Consider the following 16,325-nt stretch of genomic DNA (forward strand, 5'->3'; position numbering starts at 1 on the left):
ACGCAGCGAGGAGAGACGACGATGTCCCATCGCTTGAGGCGCGGGGTTTTGAGGCGCACGGTGCCGAAACCGCGCTCGAGGGCCGCCCGGGTCGTGGCGGGGCTGCTGGCCACCGGCCTGCTGCTGTCGGCGTGCACCGGGCCCGCGGCCGAGCCGAAGGCCACGGCCCCCGCCGCGGCACCGGTCGAGTCCGGGCCGCTCAAGGTCGCCGTGATCACCCACGGCACCGCGGGCGACGCGTTCTGGAACGTGGTCAAGAACGGCGCCGAGCAGGCGGGCAAGGATCTGGGTGTGCAGGTCGAGTACGCCTCCGACGGTGACCCGGGAGCGCAGGCCAAGCTGATCGACAACGCCGTCGCCCAGCAGATCGGGGGCCTGGTCGTCTCGATGGCCAACCCCGAAGCCCTGCAGCCCTCGATCGAGGCGGCGGTGCGGGCCGGCATCCCGGTCATCACCATCAACTCCGGTGAGGACAAGAGCGCGGCTTACGGCGCGCTCACCCACGTGGGCCAGAACGAGTCCATCGCGGGCCAGGAAGCCGGCAAGAAGTTCAAGGACCTCGGCAAGAGGAAGCTGCTCTGCGTGATCCACGAAGCCGGCAACATCGGCCAGGCGCAACGGTGTGACGGCGCCAAGGCCGGCTTCGGCGGCGACGTGCAGACGCTGCAGGTGGACATCTCCAACCCCACCGACGCCGAGTCGCGCATCCGCGGCGCCGTGCAGACCGACCCGTCGATCGACGCCGTGCTGACCCTGAACTCGCAGGTCGCCGCGCGGGCCGTGAGCGCGATCAAGTCGGTGGGCTCGAAGGCGCAGGTCGGCACGTTCGACCTCAACTCCGACGTGGTGGCCGCCATCAAGTCGGGCGACGTGCTCTTCGCCGTCGACCAGCAGCAGTACGAGCAGGGCTACCTGCCGGTCATGTTCCTCAAGCTCTACCGCGACAACGCGAACATCGTCGGCGGCGGCAAGCCGGTGCTCACCGGCCCCGACCTGGTCGACAAATCCACTGTGGACAAGGTCGGCCAGTACGTGCAAAGGGGCACCCGATGACGACCCTCGACGAGCGGCTCGTGAAACCGACGCTCATGGACCGGCTGGTGGTCCGGCCGGAGATCGGCGCCCTGCTCGGCGCCGCCGTGGTGTTCCTGTTCTTCAGTCTGGTCACCGAGAAGTTCTTCAGCGCCAGCGGTGCGGCCACCTGGCTCGACGACGCGGCGACGCTCGGCATCATGGCCGTGGCAGTCTCCCTGCTGATGATCGGCGGTGAGTTCGACCTGTCGGCGGGCGTGATGACAGCATCGACCTCGCTGGTCACCGCGATCCTCGCGACCGAGGCGGGCTGGAACGTGTGGCTCGCGCTGCTGGCCTCGCTGGTGTTCGCGCTGGTCGTCGGCGCGTTCAACGGCTGGCTCGTGATGAAAACGGGCCTGCCGAGCTTCATCGTCACCCTCGGCACGTTCCTGGCACTGCAGGGCCTCAACCTCGGCGTGACGCGGCTGGTCACCGGCACCGTGCAGGTCTCGGGCATGCGCTCGACCGACGGCTACGCCTCGGCCGGGTTCGTGTTCGCCTCCACGGTGGACATCGGGGGCACGCCGTTCCAGATCTCCATCGTGTGGTGGATCGGGGTGACGGCGGTGGCCGCGTGGCTGCTTTCGCGCACGCGGTTCGGCAACTGGATCTTCGCCGTCGGCGGCTCGGCGGCCAGCTCGCGCGCGGTCGGCGTGCCGGTGGTGCGCACGAAGATCCTGCTGTTCATGGGTACGGCGCTCGCGGCGTGGCTCGTCGGCTCGATCAACATCCTGCGGTTCGCCAGCGTGCAGGCCAACCAGGGCATCGGGCTGGAGTTCCAGTACATCATCGCCGCGGTGATCGGCGGCTGCCTGCTCACCGGCGGGTACGGCTCGGCCGTGGGCGCGGCGATCGGCGCCCTGATCTTCGGCATGGCGCGCCAGGGCATCGTGTTCGCCGGGTGGGACAGCGACTGGTTCATGCTGTTCCTCGGGATCATGCTGCTGGCCGCGGTCCTGGTCAACAACGCCTTCCGGCGACGTGCGGAAAGGGTCCGGCGATGAACGCTCCCCTGATCGAAGTCAAGGACGTCGGCAAGATGTACGGCAGCGTCGTGGCGCTGCGCGACGTGTCCACAGTGGTCAACGCGGGCGAGGTCACCTGCGTGCTCGGCGACAACGGCGCCGGCAAGTCCACGCTCATCAAGATCCTCGCCGGCGTGCACCAGCACGACCGCGGCGAGTTCCTGGTCGAGGGCGAGTCCGTGCGGTTCACCTCGCCGCGCGAGGCGCTCGACCTCGGCATCGCCACGGTGTACCAGGACCTCGCCGTGGTGCCGCTGATGAGCGTCTGGCGCAACTTCTTCCTCGGCTCCGAGCCGACCACCGGGTTCGGCCCGTTCCGGATGCTCGACCGGAAGAAGGGCCGCGAGACCACCAAACAGGCGCTGGCCGACATGGGCATCGACCTGCGCGACGTCGAGCAGCCCGTGGGCACGCTGTCGGGCGGTGAACGCCAGTGCGTGGCCATCGCGCGGGCCGTGCACTTCGGCGCGAAGGTGCTGATCCTCGACGAGCCCACCGCGGCACTCGGCGTGAAGCAGGCCGGGGTCGTGCTCAAGTACGTGGCGCAGGCGCGCGACCGCGGCCTCGGCGTCGTACTGATCACGCACAACCCGCACCACGCCTACCCGGTGGCCGACCGGTTCCTGCTGCTCAAGCGGGGTGCCGCGCTCGGCTCGTACGAGAAGCCCGAGATCGGCATCGAGGAGCTCACGCGGCAGATGGCGGGCGGTGCCGAGCTGGAGGCCCTGGAACACGAGCTGCGCGCGGTGGAGACGTGAGTCTCGAGGCGCTGACCGTCGGCCGGGTCGGGGTGGACCTCTACCCCGAGCAGAGCGGCGTGCCGCTGGCCGAGGTCGCCACGTTCGCCAAGTCGCTCGGCGGCACCGCGACCAACGTCGCGGTCGCCGCCGCGCGGCTCGGCCGCCGCACCGCCGTGCTCACGAAGGTGGGGCCCGACGGGTTCGGCGACTACGTGCGCCAGGCGCTCACGCGCTTCGGCGTCTCACCGGACCACGTCGGCACCTCGCCGGACCTGCAGACGCCGGTGGTGTTCTGCGAGCTGAACCCGCCGGCCGACCCACCGCTGCTGTTCTACCGCTCCCCCATCGCGCCCGATCTCACGCTGACCGACGCCGACGTGCCGTGGGACGTCGTCCGCGAGGTCCCGCTGTTGTGGGTCACGGGCACGGGCGTCTCCACGGACCCGGCGCGCACGACGCAGCGCAAGATCCTCGAGGCGCGCGGCCGGCGGCAGCACACCGTGGTCGACCTCGACTACCGGCCGATGTTCTGGCCGGACGTCGAGAACGCGCGCGAGGAGATCGGCTGGATGCTCGACCACGTGACGGTGGCCGTCGGCAACCGCGCGGAAGTCGAGGTGGCCGTGGGCACGGCGGACCCGGAGGAGGCCGCGGACCGGATGCTCACCCGTGGCGTGCGGCTCGCGGTGATCAAGAAGGGCGCGGAAGGCGTGCTCGTCGCGACTCCCGAAGGCCGGGCGACGGTGAAACCGCAGCGCGTCGAGGTGGTGTGCGGCCTCGGCGCGGGCGACGGCTTCGGCGGTGCCCTCGTGCACGGGCTGCTGTCGGGCTGGGAGCCGGTGCGCCTCGCGGAGTACGCGAACGCGGCCGGCGCGCTGGTCGCGGCGCGGCTCGCATGCGCCGACGCGATGCCGACCGCCGCGGAGATCGAGGAGCTGCTGTGACGCCGTTGCTGACCGACGAACGCTGGAGCGAGCTGCTGCGCGTGCGGGCCACCGACCCGGGCGCCGTGCGGCGGGCGTACGCGTCGCGGCGGCGGCGCGAGAACCTGTTGTCGGACAAGGGAACCCTGTTCCTCGTCGCCGCCGACCACCCGGCCCGCGGCGCACTCGGCGTGGGCGGCGACCCGCTCGCGATGGCCGACCGCCGGTCGCTGCTCGAACGGCTGCTGGTGGCTCTGGCCAACCCGGCCGTCGACGGGCTGCTCGCCACCCCCGACGTCGTCGAGGAGCTGCTGCTGCTCGACGCGCTGCACGACAAGGTCGTGATCGGCTCGATGAACCGCGGTGGCCTGGCCGGCGCCGACTGGGAGATCGACGACCGCTTCACCGGCTACCACGCCGCGTCGCTCGTCGACTCCCGGCTCGACGGCGGCAAGATGCTACTGCGGCTCGTCGACGACGACCCCGGCACGGTCCCGACCCTGCAAGCCTGCGCCGACGCCGTCACAGAGCTCGCTTCCTACGGCCTCGTCGCCATGGTCGAGCCCCTGCCCTACGCCCGTGCCGAAGGCCGGCTGGTGCTGCAGAAGGACGCCGCGGCGCTGGCCCGGGCCGTCACGGTGGCCTCGGGCATCGGTGTGACGTCGGCGCACACCTGGCTCAAGCTGCCGTCGACCGACGACACCGCCGTGCTCGGCGCCACGACGCTGCCGGTGGTGATCCTGGGCGGGGTGCCCTCCGGCGACCCCGCCGCCGACCTGGCGTCGTGGGGCCGCACGCTGCGGCACGACGTGGTGCGCGGCCTCGTCGTGGGCCGTACCCTGCTCTACCCGCCCGACGGCGACGTCGGGTCCGCCGTGGCAGCTGCCGCGAAGATCCTGGAGGCCGCGAAGTGAGCGCACTGCACCGTCCACACGGGACACTGACCGACGACTCGGACCCGATTCTGCTGACGCCCGAAGGAGCCGGCTGGTCGCACACCGGCCTGCGGGTCCTCAAGGTCGGCCGCCGGCTGCCCCGGATGATCGAGACCGGCGAGTTCGAGGCGTTCGTGCTGCCGCTGTCCGGCTCGCTCACCGTGCGCGTCGACGACGAGGAGTTCGAGCTCGAAGGCCGCGATTCGGTGTTCTCGCGTGTCACCGACTTCGTCTACGTGCCGCGCGACGCCGAGGTCGAGCTGACCTCGGCCACCGGCGCCGAGGTCGCGCTGCCGATGGCCCGCTGCGAGCGCCGGCTGGAGCCGAGGTACGGCGCGGCCGAGGACGTGCCGGTGGAGGTCCGCGGGTCAGGCCAGGCGACGCGGCAGGTCACCAACTTCGGCGTGCCCGGCGTGTGGGACCACGCGGACAAGCTCAATGCGTGCGAGCTGATCACGCCCGACGGCAACTGGTCCTCCTATCCGCCGCACAAGCACGACGAGGCGAGCGAGTGCGAGGTCGTGAACGAGGAGATCTACTACTTCCGCATCGCCGGGCGCGACGGGATCACGCCTTCCCGTGAGGGCTTCGGCCTGCACCGCACCTACACGGCCGACGGTTCGCTCGACGAAGACGTGGCGGTGCGCGACGGCGACGTTTTCGTGATCCCGCGTGGCTACCACGGCCCGTGCGTCGCGGCGCCGGGTTACCCGATGTACTACCTGAACGTGCTGGCCGGGCCCGCCGAAGAGCGTTCGATGGCGTTCTGCGACGACCCCGCGCACGGCTGGGTCCGCGACACCTGGGCCACGCAGCAGCAGGACCCTCGGTGTCCCGTCACCGATTACGAAGGGCGAATCCGGCGATGAGGCTGACGACGGCGCAGGCGTTGGTGCGCTGGCTGCTCGCGCAGCGCTCCGAGACGCTCGACGGCCGCGAGGTGCCGCTGTTCCCCGGTGTCTTCGCGATCTTCGGCCACGGCAACGTTCTCGGCCTCGGCACCGCGCTCGAAGAGCACCGCGCCGAGATCCCCGTCTGGCGCGGGCACACCGAGCAGGGCATGGCGCTCGCGGCCGTCGGCTACGCGAAGGCGGCACAACGGCGCCAGGTCGGCGTGGTCACGTCGTCGATCGGCCCTGGCGCGCTCAACATGGTGACGGCCGCGGGGGTCGCGCACGCCAACCGGCTGCCGGTGCTGCTGCTGCCGGGCGACACGTTCGTCAGCCGCGCGCCCGACCCGGTGCTGCAGCAGATCGAGCCCTTCCACGACGGCACGGCGACGGTGAACGACGCCTTCCGCGCCGTGAGCCGCTACTTCGACCGGATCACGCGCCCGGAGCAACTGCTCGCGACGTTGCCGCAGGTCGCGCGCGTGCTCACCGACCCGGCCGACTGCGGTCCGGTGACGCTGGCGCTGCCGCAGGACGTGCAGGCCGAGACGTTCGACTTCCCGCCAACGCTCTTCGAGCCCGTGACGCACCGGCTGCCGCGCCCGCGCCCGGACCGGCGCGCGGTGACCGAGGCGGCCGGGGTGCTGCGCGCGGCCCGGCGTCCGCTGCTGGTGCTGGGTGGCGGCGTGCGCTACTCGGGTGCGGGCAAGCGCGCGCTGGAGTTCGCCGAGCGGCACGGGATTCCGGTCACGGAGACCACGGCGGGGCGGACGCTGGTGCCGCACACCCATCCGCTGTACGCGGGGCCACTGGGTGTCACTGGGTCGTCTTCGGCGAACGCCGTGGCCGCGACCGCCGACGTGGTGCTCGCCGTCGGCACCCGGCTGCAGGACTTCACCACCGCGTCGTGGACGGTGTTCTCGCCGGACATGCGGCTGGTCACGCTCAACGCGGCCGCGTTCGACGCGGTGAAGCACGGCGCGCTGGCCGTCGTGGGCGACGCCTACGCCGGGCTCGACGATCTGGCCGCACAGCTGGAAAGCTGGCGCGTCGATCCACAGTGGACTTCCCAGGCCGCCGAGGAGCGTGTCAAGTGGGACGCGCACATCGGCTCCTTGCGTTCTGCCGCTTCGGAGATCCCCAGCTACGCGCAGGTCGTCGGTGTGGTCAACGACCTGTCCGAGCCGCGCGACTACGTGATGACCGCCTCAGGCGGGCTGCCCGGTGAGCTGATCGGCGGCTGGCGCGGGTCCGGCGAGGTGAGCATGGACGTGGAGTACGGCTTCTCGTGCATGGGTTACGAGCTCTCCGGCGCGTGGGGCGCCGCGATGGCCCACGACGGCGGCCTCGTGACGACCCTGCTGGGCGACGGCTCGTACCTGATGCTCAACTCCGACCTGTTCTCCGCCGCCTTCGCGGGCCACCCGCTCGTCGCGGTGGTCTGCGACAACGACGGATACGCCGTGATCGCGCGCCTGCAACAGGGCCAGGGTGGCAAACCGTTCAACAACTTCTACGCCGACTGCCGCACCTCCCACGCCGAGCCGCCCCGCGTGGATTTCGCTCGCCACGCGGAATCCCTGGGCTGCGTGGCGTTCTCGGCCTCGTCGGTCGACGATCTCCGGGACGCGTACGCCAAGGCGCGCACGGCCGCCGTCGCCGAGAGCCGGCCCGCGGTGGTCGTGGTGCGCACGCTGCCCGCGGCGTGGACGGAAGCCGGCGCGTGGTGGGAGGTCGGCGTGCCCGAGCACCTGGCGGGCCGCCCGGACTTCGACGCCGCGAAGCCCGGGCAGGTCCGCTACCTGAGCCGCTAGGCCCAGAGCTTCGCCAGCGCGTCGACGTCGAGGACGGTGGCGAACTTCGGGAAGATCGTGCCGGTGAGGAACTCGTGGGTGCCCGGCTCGAAGTCGGCGGTGGCGTCGTCGAGGACGAGGATGCGGTAGTCGCGGTCCATCGCCTCGCGCACGGTGCTGAGCACCACGCCGCTGGTGCTGATGCCGGCCAGCACGAGGGTGTCGACGTCGCGCTCGCGCAGCTGGGTGTCGAGGTCGGTGGTGGTGAACGCGCCGACGCGGATCTTGCGCACCGAGACGTCCTGCGGCTGCGGGCTGAGCCGCTCGTCGATCTGGGTGGCCGGGGCGTCGGCGTGCATCACCGCGCGGCTTTCGGGCGCCACCATGCGGGCGAACACGCTGGTGGACGGGATGGCGTCGAACTCGGCGTCGTCGAAGCCGACGCGGACCCAGCCGACGTGCCCGCCGTGGGCGCGGACGTCGGAGATCGCGGTGCCGACGCGATCGACCAGCGCCTGGTCGTCGGCGACGCGGCTCACGATGCCGGCCTGGTAGTCCATGACGAGCAGGGCGGTGCGGGCCGGGTCGAGCTGTTCGGTCATTTCCGGGTGCCTTTCGGAGGGGGTGGATCGCGCCAGCGTCCGGTCGAGGACGTTGACGAGCAGGAAGACGACGCTCGCGATCACGAGGAACCACGCCAGGTGATGGAGGCCGCCGGTGTCGGCTCGTTGGCCGTAGAAGCCGCCTTGGGCGGCGGAGGAGACGATGGCGCCGAGGTAGCCGAAGGTGCGCAGCAGACCAGCGGACGCGCCCACGTCGTCGGGGTTCGCCTGCCCGTACACCGCGTTCTGGAGCGCGAGGCTGTTGAGCCCTTGCGGGATGCCGAAGATCAGCACGAGCCCGACAATCGTCCACAACGGACTGGCCGGCACCATCGTCAGCAGCAGCACACATGCGACGAGCTGCGCGACCGCAGCGACGAACAGCTTGCCGCGCAAGCCTTGCCGGCGTCCGGTGATCGCCGAGACGACGATGCCGGCGGCGAACATCGGCAGCGTGACCAGGCCCGTGGTGCTCGCCGACAGGCCACGGCCGTCCTCGAGCCACTGGGTGAAGCCGTAGATGAAGCTGTAGGACACGACGTACGCGAGCAGGGCGCGGCCGTACGTGAGCAGCAGCGGGACGTTGCCGCCGAGCACTCGCAGGTCGATGAAGGGGCGGGGGTGGCGCAACTCGTGCACTGTGAAGGCCGCCGCGGCGAGCACGGTGATCACGAGCAGGTACCACGAGCCGGCGTGCGGGTTCATGAGGAACAGCAGCAGCGCGACCAGCGTCGTCGCGAACAAGGCCATGCCGGGGAAGTCGAGGTTCAGCTTGCCCGGGGCGCGTTCGTCGCGCGGGAAGCGCAGCCACCCGAGCACGAACGCCACGACCGCGATGGGAATGTTGACCGCCAGCGTGGCGCGCCAGCCGCCGAGGCCGATCAGCAGCCCGCCCAGCGGCGGGCCGATCACGGCGATGGTCTGCGTGGCGATCGCCAGGATGGTGAGCACGCCGGCGGGGCTGTCCTCGCCCGTGCGGCGGCCCTCGTCGCGGATCAGCCGCATCGCCGCGGGATACCCGGCGCAGGTGCCGAAGCCGAGGATCACGCGGGCGACGATCAGCACCGCCAGGTTCGGGGCGAGCGCGCCGATCACGCCCGCGACCCCGACCAGCGCCGCCGCGGGGAGGAACAGCCGGCGCGGACCGTAGATGTCGATCAGGCGCCCGACCACGGGCTGGCCGACCGCCGTCGCGAGGTACAGCGCGGAGATCAGCCACGCCGTCTGCGAGGGCGGTGCGCCGAACGCGACGCCGATCGGCACCAGCGCGACCGAGACGATCGTGGAGTTGATCGGGTTCAGGATCGCACCGGAGACGAGTGGTGCGATGAGCTTGCGGTTGAACCCGTCGCCCGCGCCGAACCGCTCGCGTGGTTTCACAGGCGCGGTCATTCTTCGACCACGCGCTCCAGCAAGGTCAGTGCCTGGTCCAGGACCTGGCGCTCGGCCTCGGTGAAGCGCTGCTCGAACGCGTTGGCCAGCCACTCTTCCCGGCTCGCGCGGGCCCCCTGGGCGACGGCGCGCCCCTCGTCGGTCAGGAAAAGCAGCTGGCGTCGCGCGTCTTCGGCGTCGGCCTCGCGCCGGATCAGGCCCTGCTCGTGCAGCGCCGCGACCGTCTTGGCCATCGACTGCGGCCGGACCCGCTCCGCACCCGCCAGCTGACTGGCCGACGACGGTTCGGAAATCGCCAGCCGCGCCAGCGCCGACGCCTGCGGCGCGCTCAGTCCACGCACGGACGACGCGTCCTGCATCCGCCGCCGCAACCGGCCGACGAGGATCCGCAGCCGCTGGGCCACGACGTCGGGAGAGCTCTGTTCGTTCACGATAGACAGCCTATACTGATCAGTCTCGGCTGTCTATTTTCTTGATCTACGCCACGTGCTCGTCGAGCCAGGGACGCAGGATCGGGAGCACGACCTTGGCCTGCATGGCGCTCATGTGGTCGAGACCTTCGAGGAGCTCGACCGTCCAGCCGTCCTCTTCGAGGGCCGCGCGGTTCGCGACGAGGGGACCCGCGATGTCGACCGTGACACCACCCCAGCGTTCGCCGTAGTCGATGCGGTCTTCGGCGCCTGCGAAGCACAGGCGAGGACACGTCAGGTGGACGGCGTGGTCGTCGAAGCCTTGCAGGGCCTCGTAAAGCGTGACGAACTGGCGAGTCTGCGCCGTGGACATCGTGAAGTCGACGGAGTCCCAATCGCCCGGTGTCGCGTCGCCGCCTTCCGTGCGGGGCATCGCGTGCGTCGCCAGGGTGACGGCGAGCATCGCGTCGTACGGGCCGTCGAGGGGCGGGTAGCCGCCCATCACCAGGGTGGCGAGACGGTCGGTGCGCAGGGCGAGCTGCAGACCGGCGAGGGCTAGCCAGGAGTAGCCGTAGTAGGCGAAGCTTTCGGCGTTCACAGCTGACGCGATCGCCAGCAGGTCGGCCGAGATTTCGTCCGGCGTAAGGGTTTCCGGGCGTGGATGGGCGAGGGTGTGGCCCTCGTAGTCGAAGGCGATCACGCGGAAGCCCGCGAGACCGTCGATGAGCGAGCGACCCAGCGCGGGGTCGCCGCCCCACTGGCGCACGGACTCGGCCTGCTCGCCTTCCGGCGGGCGCGGATTCACAGGCAGCAGCAACGCGGGTCCGTCGCCGTGCACCTCGACGTCGATCGTGGTTCCGCCGGGCAGCGTGACCATGCGGGCCCCCATCTCTTTACGTTGTAAGCGATTGGAGCCGACGATACTTTACGTCGTATGGAGTTGTCGAGTTCAGAGGTCGAGATACCGGCGGATCTCCTGCACGGCGGCGCGCCCAGCGCGGTTGGCGCCGACGGTGCTGGCCGAGGGCCCGTAGCCCACGAGGTGCAGGCGCGGTTCGGCGACCACGCGTGTGCCGTCCAAGCGGATGCCGCCGCCGGGCGCGCGCAGGTGCAGGGGCGCGAGGTGGTCGATCGAGGCGCGGAAGCCGGTGGCCCAGAGGATCAGGTCAGCGGGTTCGAAGGTGCCGTCGGCCCAGACGACGCCTTCGGGCACGAGGTGGTCGAACATCGGCTTGCGGTCGAGGTACCCGGCGGCCTCCGCGGCCCGCACCTCGGGCGTCACGGCAAGGTCGGTGACGCTCACGACGCTCTGCGGCGGCAGCCCTTCCGCCACCCGCCGCTCCACCTTCGCGACGGCTTGACGGCCCCAGTCCTCGTTGAAGTCCTGGTCGTGCCAAATCGGCGGCCGGCGGGTGACCCAGGTCGTCGACCTCGCGACGGGCCCGATCTCCATCAGCAGCTGCACGGCCGAAGTACCGCCGCCGACCACGACCACGCGGCGGCCGCGGAACTCCTCGGCGCCGGCGTAGTCGGCGGTGTGCAGCTGGCGGCCGGCGAACGTCTCCTGCCCCGGGTAGTGCGGCCAGAACGGGCGGTCCCACGTGCCCGTCGCGCTCACCACGGCGCGCGCGGCCCACGTCTCGGCGGGGGTCTCGACCAGCAGGCGGTCGCCGGTTTTGCGCACGGCCGTGACGTCGACCGGGCGGTGCACGGGAAGGTCGAAGGTCTTCTCGAAACGGCCGAAGTACTCGGACACGACCTCGCTGGCGGGCTTGGTCGTGTCGGGCGTGCCGAAGGCCATGCCGGGCAGGTCGTGGATACCGTGGACCTTGCCGACGACCAGTGAAGGCCAGCGGTACTGCCACGCACCACCGGGCCGTTTGCCGTGGTCGAGGACCACGAAGCCCCTCTCGTTGGCGAGTCCCGCGCGGCGCAGGTGGTACGCCGCCGACAGCCCCGCCTGCCCGGCCCCGATCACCACGACGTCGGTCTCGTGATCCGCACTCATACAACGTTCAACAACTTGGCAGAGCGCGTATTTCGAGCGGTGACTCACACGGCGACGCGGTTGCGCCCCGCGTCCTTGGCTCGGTAGAGGGCGGCGTCGGCCGAGCGCAGCACCTGGTCGAGCGTGTCGCCCGCGTCGGGGTACCCGGCGACGCCGACGGACACCGACAGGCCGCTGACCTGCACGGTCCCTCCGACCACCACACCCAGCTCCCCCACCGCGACGCGCACGCGCTCGGCGATGGCGAGCACGGGCGTGCCGCCGGTGGCCGGCAGCAGCACCACGAACTCCTCGCCCCCGAACCGCCCGACCGTGTCGCTCTGGCGCACGGCGTCCTCGATCGCCACGGCGACGGCGGCGAGGACCTCGTCGCCGGTGAGGTGGCCATAGGTGTCGTTGATGCGCTTGAAATGGTCGAGGTCGATCATCAGGACGGCGAACTCACTGCCCGGCCCCCGCCTCCGGGCCCGGGTGAACTCGCGCGTGGCGAGGTCGTGCCACCCGGCAGTGTTGAGCAGGCCGGTCTTCTCGTCCGTGACGGCGGCGACCTGCAGTTGCTGCTTGAGCAGCAGGTAGCGGTGCAGCAGAAGCAGCGGCGCCACCACGAAGACGACGAGCACGGGTTGCGCCACGAGGGCGAGCGCGGCGAGGCCGCCGAGGCACAGCGTGGCGATCTCGAACGCGTTGTCCTCCCACGTGCCGAGGAGGTCCGTGGCCTGGCGGCTGCCCGTGTAGAGGTAGATCCCGGCGGCGACCAGCGCCATGTTGACCACCTCGAACACGGCCGCCGCCGCGACGAGGGCGAGCATGCCGTGCCACGTGTTGAGGGTCGCGTCGTTGAGGTGGTCGATGGTGAGCACGGAGGACGCCGCGAAGCAGCTGAGCATCGCCCACGCCGTGCTGGCGAGGAACCGGTGCGCGGGCCGCGTACGCACGCTGCGCCAGACCCTCAGCCACAGGTGCAGGTAGAGGACGAGCGCCAGCAACGCCACCCACGCGGGCGGCAACAGGAAAGCGCCCGCGAGGTACCAGACGGAGGTGACGTTGATGTGCGTCTGGCCGCTCATCCACCGGCGCAGCCGCTCGATCCGCCGCGACATCTCGGCCTGCGCGATACCCAGCACGACGAGCGTCGCGAACCACCCGACCTGGACTGTGCCCCCGAAGTCGGTCGCGAACCCGACCACCACGGCCGACACGGCGGCCAGCTCACAAGCCACGGCGTACGCGATCCACCTCCGCCGCGCCACCACCCACATCCCCCAGCGCGACGGCAGGCCGTCCCACTCCCGCCACGCCGCCAGCGCACCCCGGACGCCCCGGGGACCCGCTCCCAGCATCGTGACGCCCCTTCGGCCGACGAGGTGGCCCAGAGTAGCCGGTCAACCCTCCGCCGTCGCCGGACCGGGGGAATTCCCGGAGGTCCTCTGCCCTGCGGACATGGTGGGAGTAGAGCGGGTGGGCAAGGTCTGACTGAGGCCGGCCGTTTTGGCCGGGCGGAGTCGGACAGACCGAAGACGGACTCTTTGCGGTTGCTGGACCTATTACCCGCTCAAGCGGTACTGGACGTACCGCCTTGCGACATCGTTGAGCTGCGGAAATGTACCCTTGTACACCCAGGCCCCCATGATCAACACGGCGAAGGCGGTGACCGCGCGGTCCGGGGCGTCCCGGTACGCGGAGATCTGGTTCGCCCACTCCTCGGCTTGCGCCGGGGTGTGGCCCGCCGCGACGAGCCGCAAGACCAATGCTGCGGTATCGAGCCATGCGGCGCCGATGGTCGACCACGCCCAGTCGACGACCCTGGCTCGTTCTGACACGAGGATGTTGAGGGGGTGAAGGTCGCCGTGTACAAGACTGTCCCCGCGCACAGATTGGATCGCGTGGCGCTCCCATTCGATGAGCTGCTCGATGTGCTTTTGGTCCCACGGGTCGAGGTCGTCAAGCGTCGCCTTGGACAGGCGGCGCCAGGGGCTCATCCATGCCCACTGCTCGGAAGCTGTCTGAAGGTCGAGCCGGCATCGCGCCAGCGACGAAACCATCGCGGCTGCGGATTCGACAACCAGTGGAAGATCGGGTGATCCCGGCCGGAGTTCCGCATGCCGGCCGTTGACGTGCTCAAACCCCAGGACAGACCACCCGTCAGCCTCGACCTCCCACAGAAGACGCGGTGCAACAGCGTGGGGCAGGACAGCATTCACCGCCGCCTCGACCTGTTGCATCCGCGCCCTCCGCGTGCCGGCCACGACACCCTTGACGAAGAACTTTCCCCGTTCCGTCTGGAGAGTCGCCAAAAGATCGGAGTTCCGCCCGTTCGACGGCGACACGGCCGAAGAGACCGAGCCGGCCTCCTTCTCGACCGCGCGACGAACGGCGTCGGGAATTTCCTGCCAATCCTGAACGGCCATCACTATTCCTTCAGGCTAGTTCGACGTAGCTGCGGGCGGCGGATCGTCAGTGCAGCCGTTCTTGCACTGCGAGCACTTCGCGCATTTCCCCGACGAATTGAACCACAGATCACGATCGACCGCGAACCCGGCCGACCGGATGGCGGAGGTCGTGCGATCCATCATCTCGCGAAGGGGGATGCCGCTTCCGTCGGCATCTTCGTCGTCATTGGGGACGTGGTGGATGAAGCTCCCCGCGATGCGGTCGCAGAACTCAGCGTACTCGTGTGTGTACAAAATAAACGTGCGCCAGCCGATGTCGACAGTGTCGCTCGGGGCCAGCGACGCAGAGGTTCGAGCACATGCGCCAAGGAAAGCCAGGGCCTGATCCATAATGCGCGCCGCGTACGCGCGTGACACCACGTTCTCTTTGGCTATCCGATTGGAAAGTCGACCGAATAGATTTTCGGAAACTAGCCCCTGGCCAGTGATATCTTCAACGGCTATTGTCATTGCCATCTCCTCGTTTTGTGATTCTCCGAAATCGCGCAGCCAAGAGCGCGAGAGGCCCGGTCGACGAGCCGATGGAGGGAGTTCTCCCCGTTTTCCCACCGAGTTCGCCCACGTCGCCACTCCGCTACGGCCCGCATTGCGACGCCGATCACGAACGCGGTACCGAACAAGGTCACTACCGCGATCGCGAGCAGCACGCCTAGTAGGCCGAAGTCCACGTTCATCGCTGTCGCCCCCGTGTCGTTGAAGGGGCCGCCCCGGCGGGGGAATGTGCACCCGTTTTGCCGCCGCCCGGAACAACCCTCTCGGGTAGCGTGGTGCTCACAGCGCGTCATGGGAATGGAATCGCCGTCTACAGGCGTCTACAGGGTGGTGAGGCACATGAGCGACCTGGGCCGACGCCTCAAAGCCGCATGCGAGGACGCCGGTGTCAGCCTGTCCGCGCTCGCGAAAAAGACGCACTGGAGCAAGGCACAGCTGGGGCACTTGGAGACCGGCAAGCGTCATGTCAAGCGCGAACACGTGCTGGCGTACGCCCGCGCGCTCAACGTCCCGGTCGACACCCTCTACGGACGCCGACTGGATCCGCTTCGCGTCGCTCACGAGTGGCTGGTGGCCGACACCCCGATGGCGGCGCACAGCACGGCCGGCCGCAGAATCGGCGAGAGCCTGGTCTCCGAGATCGAGCAGCGCGTGATCGATCTTCGCCATCTGGATGACACAGTTGGCGGGGGAGACCTCGCGCCCGTTGTTCATCGTGAGTTGTCTGAGCTGAGGAACGTCGCGCACTGCGCGACCTACTCCGAGGAGATGGGGAGGCGGCTCCTCATCGCCGTTGGCGAGCTGTCGCAGCTCGTGGGTTGGGTGGAGAGCGACGCTGGGCACTACGAGGCCGCGCAGCACGTGTACCTGGATGGCGTCTCCGCCGCGCACGACGCAGGTGACGATGTGCTCGCCGGGCAGCTGCTGTCGTCGCTCTCGTACCAGATTGCGAACGTGGGAGATCCGTCGGACGGCGCGCTGCTGGCCAAGACAGCGGTGAAGGGTGCGGGTGGAGCGACACCCGTTGCGCGCACGCTCCTCCTTGAGCGAGTCGCGTGGGCCACCGCGCGGTCACGAGACGTCGAGAGTGCCCGGCGCGTGCTCGACTTGGTCGACGACGCCTTCGAGGAGCGCTCCGACGGGATTCCCGAGCCCGAATGGGTCTACTGGATGAGCAGGGACGAGATCGACGTCATGGCCGGCCGGTGCTGGATCGAGATGGGCCAGCCGGCGAAGGCGGCCCCGCTTTTGCGGCACGCGATCGAGGGTTACGACACCGACCACGCCCGCGAGATCGCGCTGTACCAGACCTGGCTGGCCGAGTCTTATGCGAAGGAAGGCCAGTTGGACGAGGCGCGGGACGTGATCCAGCGGGCACGCGAAGCCTCTGACCAGATCAACTCGGCCCGGCTCGGGCAACGGGTCGACGAGATCGAACGACTCGTCAGTTAGGGCAGGCGTTCGTCAGAGAGGGTGTCCCGCGAGAAGACGCGTACCCAACAGCTCAAGCGCTACCCGCCGAACGGACGGATTGCCGATGGTCACGAGGCGTCGGCGGCCCCGCCGTCGAATCACTGACCAGAGCAACGCG

Annotated in this window: 15 protein-coding genes; 8 read left to right on the forward strand and 7 right to left on the reverse strand. The window is 70.0% G+C overall.

Features of this window, described 5'->3' with window-relative positions:
* The first annotated feature begins 21 nt into the window (after positions 1–21).
* From ABZU76_RS00460 to iolD, 7 genes are read left to right on the forward strand one after another with little or no spacing between them, the layout of a single operon-like run.
* Positions 22–1,053, forward strand: coding sequence for a sugar ABC transporter substrate-binding protein (locus ABZU76_RS00460; RefSeq protein ID WP_354863631.1), 1,032 nt, complete (start codon positions 22–24; stop codon positions 1,051–1,053).
* On the forward strand, positions 1,050–2,078 hold the full coding sequence (locus tag ABZU76_RS00465; protein ID WP_354863633.1) for an ABC transporter permease: 1,029 nt from the start codon (positions 1,050–1,052) through the stop codon (positions 2,076–2,078). Before ABZU76_RS00460 ends, ABZU76_RS00465 begins: the two co-directional genes overlap by 4 nt.
* Positions 2,075–2,857 (forward strand): ATP-binding cassette domain-containing protein, encoded by a 783-nt coding sequence (locus ABZU76_RS00470; protein WP_354863635.1) that lies wholly within the window; start codon positions 2,075–2,077, stop codon positions 2,855–2,857. The genes ABZU76_RS00465 and ABZU76_RS00470 overlap by 4 nt, the downstream gene beginning before the upstream one ends.
* On the forward strand, positions 2,854–3,783 hold the full coding sequence (gene iolC, locus ABZU76_RS00475; protein WP_354863637.1) for a 5-dehydro-2-deoxygluconokinase: 930 nt from the start codon (positions 2,854–2,856) through the stop codon (positions 3,781–3,783). Before ABZU76_RS00470 ends, iolC begins: the two co-directional genes overlap by 4 nt.
* Positions 3,780–4,676 (forward strand): aldolase, encoded by an 897-nt coding sequence (locus tag ABZU76_RS00480; protein ID WP_354863639.1) that lies wholly within the window; start codon positions 3,780–3,782, stop codon positions 4,674–4,676. Before iolC ends, ABZU76_RS00480 begins: the two co-directional genes overlap by 4 nt.
* Positions 4,673–5,566: a 5-deoxy-glucuronate isomerase gene (iolB, locus tag ABZU76_RS00485; protein WP_354863641.1), complete on the forward strand. Its 894-nt coding sequence runs from the start codon at positions 4,673–4,675 to the stop codon at positions 5,564–5,566. Before ABZU76_RS00480 ends, iolB begins: the two co-directional genes overlap by 4 nt.
* Positions 5,563–7,401: a 3D-(3,5/4)-trihydroxycyclohexane-1,2-dione acylhydrolase (decyclizing) gene (gene iolD, locus ABZU76_RS00490; RefSeq protein WP_354863643.1), complete on the forward strand. Its 1,839-nt coding sequence runs from the start codon at positions 5,563–5,565 to the stop codon at positions 7,399–7,401. Before iolB ends, iolD begins: the two co-directional genes overlap by 4 nt.
* On the opposite strand, the gene ABZU76_RS00495 is transcribed toward iolD, so the two are convergent.
* The 7 genes from ABZU76_RS00495 to ABZU76_RS00525 all read right to left on the reverse strand — a co-directional run bounded on the left by ABZU76_RS00495 (position 7,398) and on the right by ABZU76_RS00525 (position 14,692).
* Positions 7,398–9,374, reverse strand: coding sequence for an MFS transporter (locus ABZU76_RS00495; protein ID WP_354863645.1), 1,977 nt, complete (start codon positions 9,372–9,374; stop codon positions 7,398–7,400). The genes iolD and ABZU76_RS00495 overlap by 4 nt on opposite strands.
* Positions 9,371–9,805, reverse strand: coding sequence for a MarR family transcriptional regulator (locus tag ABZU76_RS00500; RefSeq protein WP_255637639.1), 435 nt, complete (start codon positions 9,803–9,805; stop codon positions 9,371–9,373). Before ABZU76_RS00500 ends, ABZU76_RS00495 begins: the two co-directional genes overlap by 4 nt.
* Before the next feature lie 46 nt (positions 9,806–9,851).
* Complete coding sequence (locus ABZU76_RS00505; RefSeq protein WP_354863647.1) at positions 9,852–10,673, reverse strand: alpha/beta fold hydrolase; 822 nt, start codon at positions 10,671–10,673, stop codon at positions 9,852–9,854.
* Between the two features lie 60 nt (positions 10,674–10,733).
* On the reverse strand, positions 10,734–11,792 hold the full coding sequence (locus ABZU76_RS00510) for an NAD(P)-binding domain-containing protein (protein WP_354863649.1): 1,059 nt from the start codon (positions 11,790–11,792) through the stop codon (positions 10,734–10,736).
* Between the two features lie 44 nt (positions 11,793–11,836).
* Complete coding sequence (locus ABZU76_RS00515) at positions 11,837–13,132, reverse strand: GGDEF domain-containing protein (protein WP_354863651.1); 1,296 nt, start codon at positions 13,130–13,132, stop codon at positions 11,837–11,839.
* Positions 13,133–13,336: 204 nt separating this feature from the next.
* Positions 13,337–14,200: a phosphotransferase gene (locus ABZU76_RS00520; protein ID WP_354863653.1), complete on the reverse strand. Its 864-nt coding sequence runs from the start codon at positions 14,198–14,200 to the stop codon at positions 13,337–13,339.
* Between the two features lie 15 nt (positions 14,201–14,215).
* Positions 14,216–14,692, reverse strand: a complete 477-nt coding sequence (locus ABZU76_RS00525) for a hypothetical protein (protein WP_354863655.1) — start codon at positions 14,690–14,692, stop codon at positions 14,216–14,218.
* A gap of 381 nt (positions 14,693–15,073) precedes the next feature.
* On the opposite strand from ABZU76_RS00525, the gene ABZU76_RS00530 reads away from it, so the two are divergent.
* Entirely contained in the window at positions 15,074–16,186 is a 1,113-nt protein-coding gene (locus ABZU76_RS00530; protein ID WP_354863657.1) for a helix-turn-helix transcriptional regulator, read from the forward strand.
* Positions 16,187–16,325 lie beyond the last annotated feature (139 nt).

Origin of the sequence: Amycolatopsis sp. NPDC005232, from assembly GCF_040607795.1 — a bacterium.
Taxonomy (GTDB): Bacteria; Actinomycetota; Actinomycetes; order Mycobacteriales; family Pseudonocardiaceae; genus Amycolatopsis.

Coding starts and splice junctions, on each gene's coding strand:
- ABZU76_RS00460 (WP_354863631.1), top strand. CDS start 22: ATGTCCCATCGCTTGAGGCGCGGGGTTTTGAGGCGCACGGTGCCGAAA.
- ABZU76_RS00465 (WP_354863633.1), top strand. CDS start 1,050: ATGACGACCCTCGACGAGCGGCTCGTGAAACCGACGCTCATGGACCGG.
- ABZU76_RS00470 (WP_354863635.1), top strand. CDS start 2,075: ATGAACGCTCCCCTGATCGAAGTCAAGGACGTCGGCAAGATGTACGGC.
- iolD (WP_354863643.1), top strand. CDS start 5,563: ATGAGGCTGACGACGGCGCAGGCGTTGGTGCGCTGGCTGCTCGCGCAG.
- ABZU76_RS00495 (WP_354863645.1), bottom strand. CDS start 9,374: ATGACCGCGCCTGTGAAACCACGCGAGCGGTTCGGCGCGGGCGACGGG.
- ABZU76_RS00505 (WP_354863647.1), bottom strand. CDS start 10,673: ATGGGGGCCCGCATGGTCACGCTGCCCGGCGGAACCACGATCGACGTC.
- ABZU76_RS00510 (WP_354863649.1), bottom strand. CDS start 11,792: ATGAGTGCGGATCACGAGACCGACGTCGTGGTGATCGGGGCCGGGCAG.
- ABZU76_RS00515 (WP_354863651.1), bottom strand. CDS start 13,132: ATGCTGGGAGCGGGTCCCCGGGGCGTCCGGGGTGCGCTGGCGGCGTGG.
- ABZU76_RS00520 (WP_354863653.1), bottom strand. CDS start 14,200: ATGGCCGTTCAGGATTGGCAGGAAATTCCCGACGCCGTTCGTCGCGCG.
- ABZU76_RS00525 (WP_354863655.1), bottom strand. CDS start 14,692: ATGACAATAGCCGTTGAAGATATCACTGGCCAGGGGCTAGTTTCCGAA.
- ABZU76_RS00530 (WP_354863657.1), top strand. CDS start 15,074: ATGAGCGACCTGGGCCGACGCCTCAAAGCCGCATGCGAGGACGCCGGT.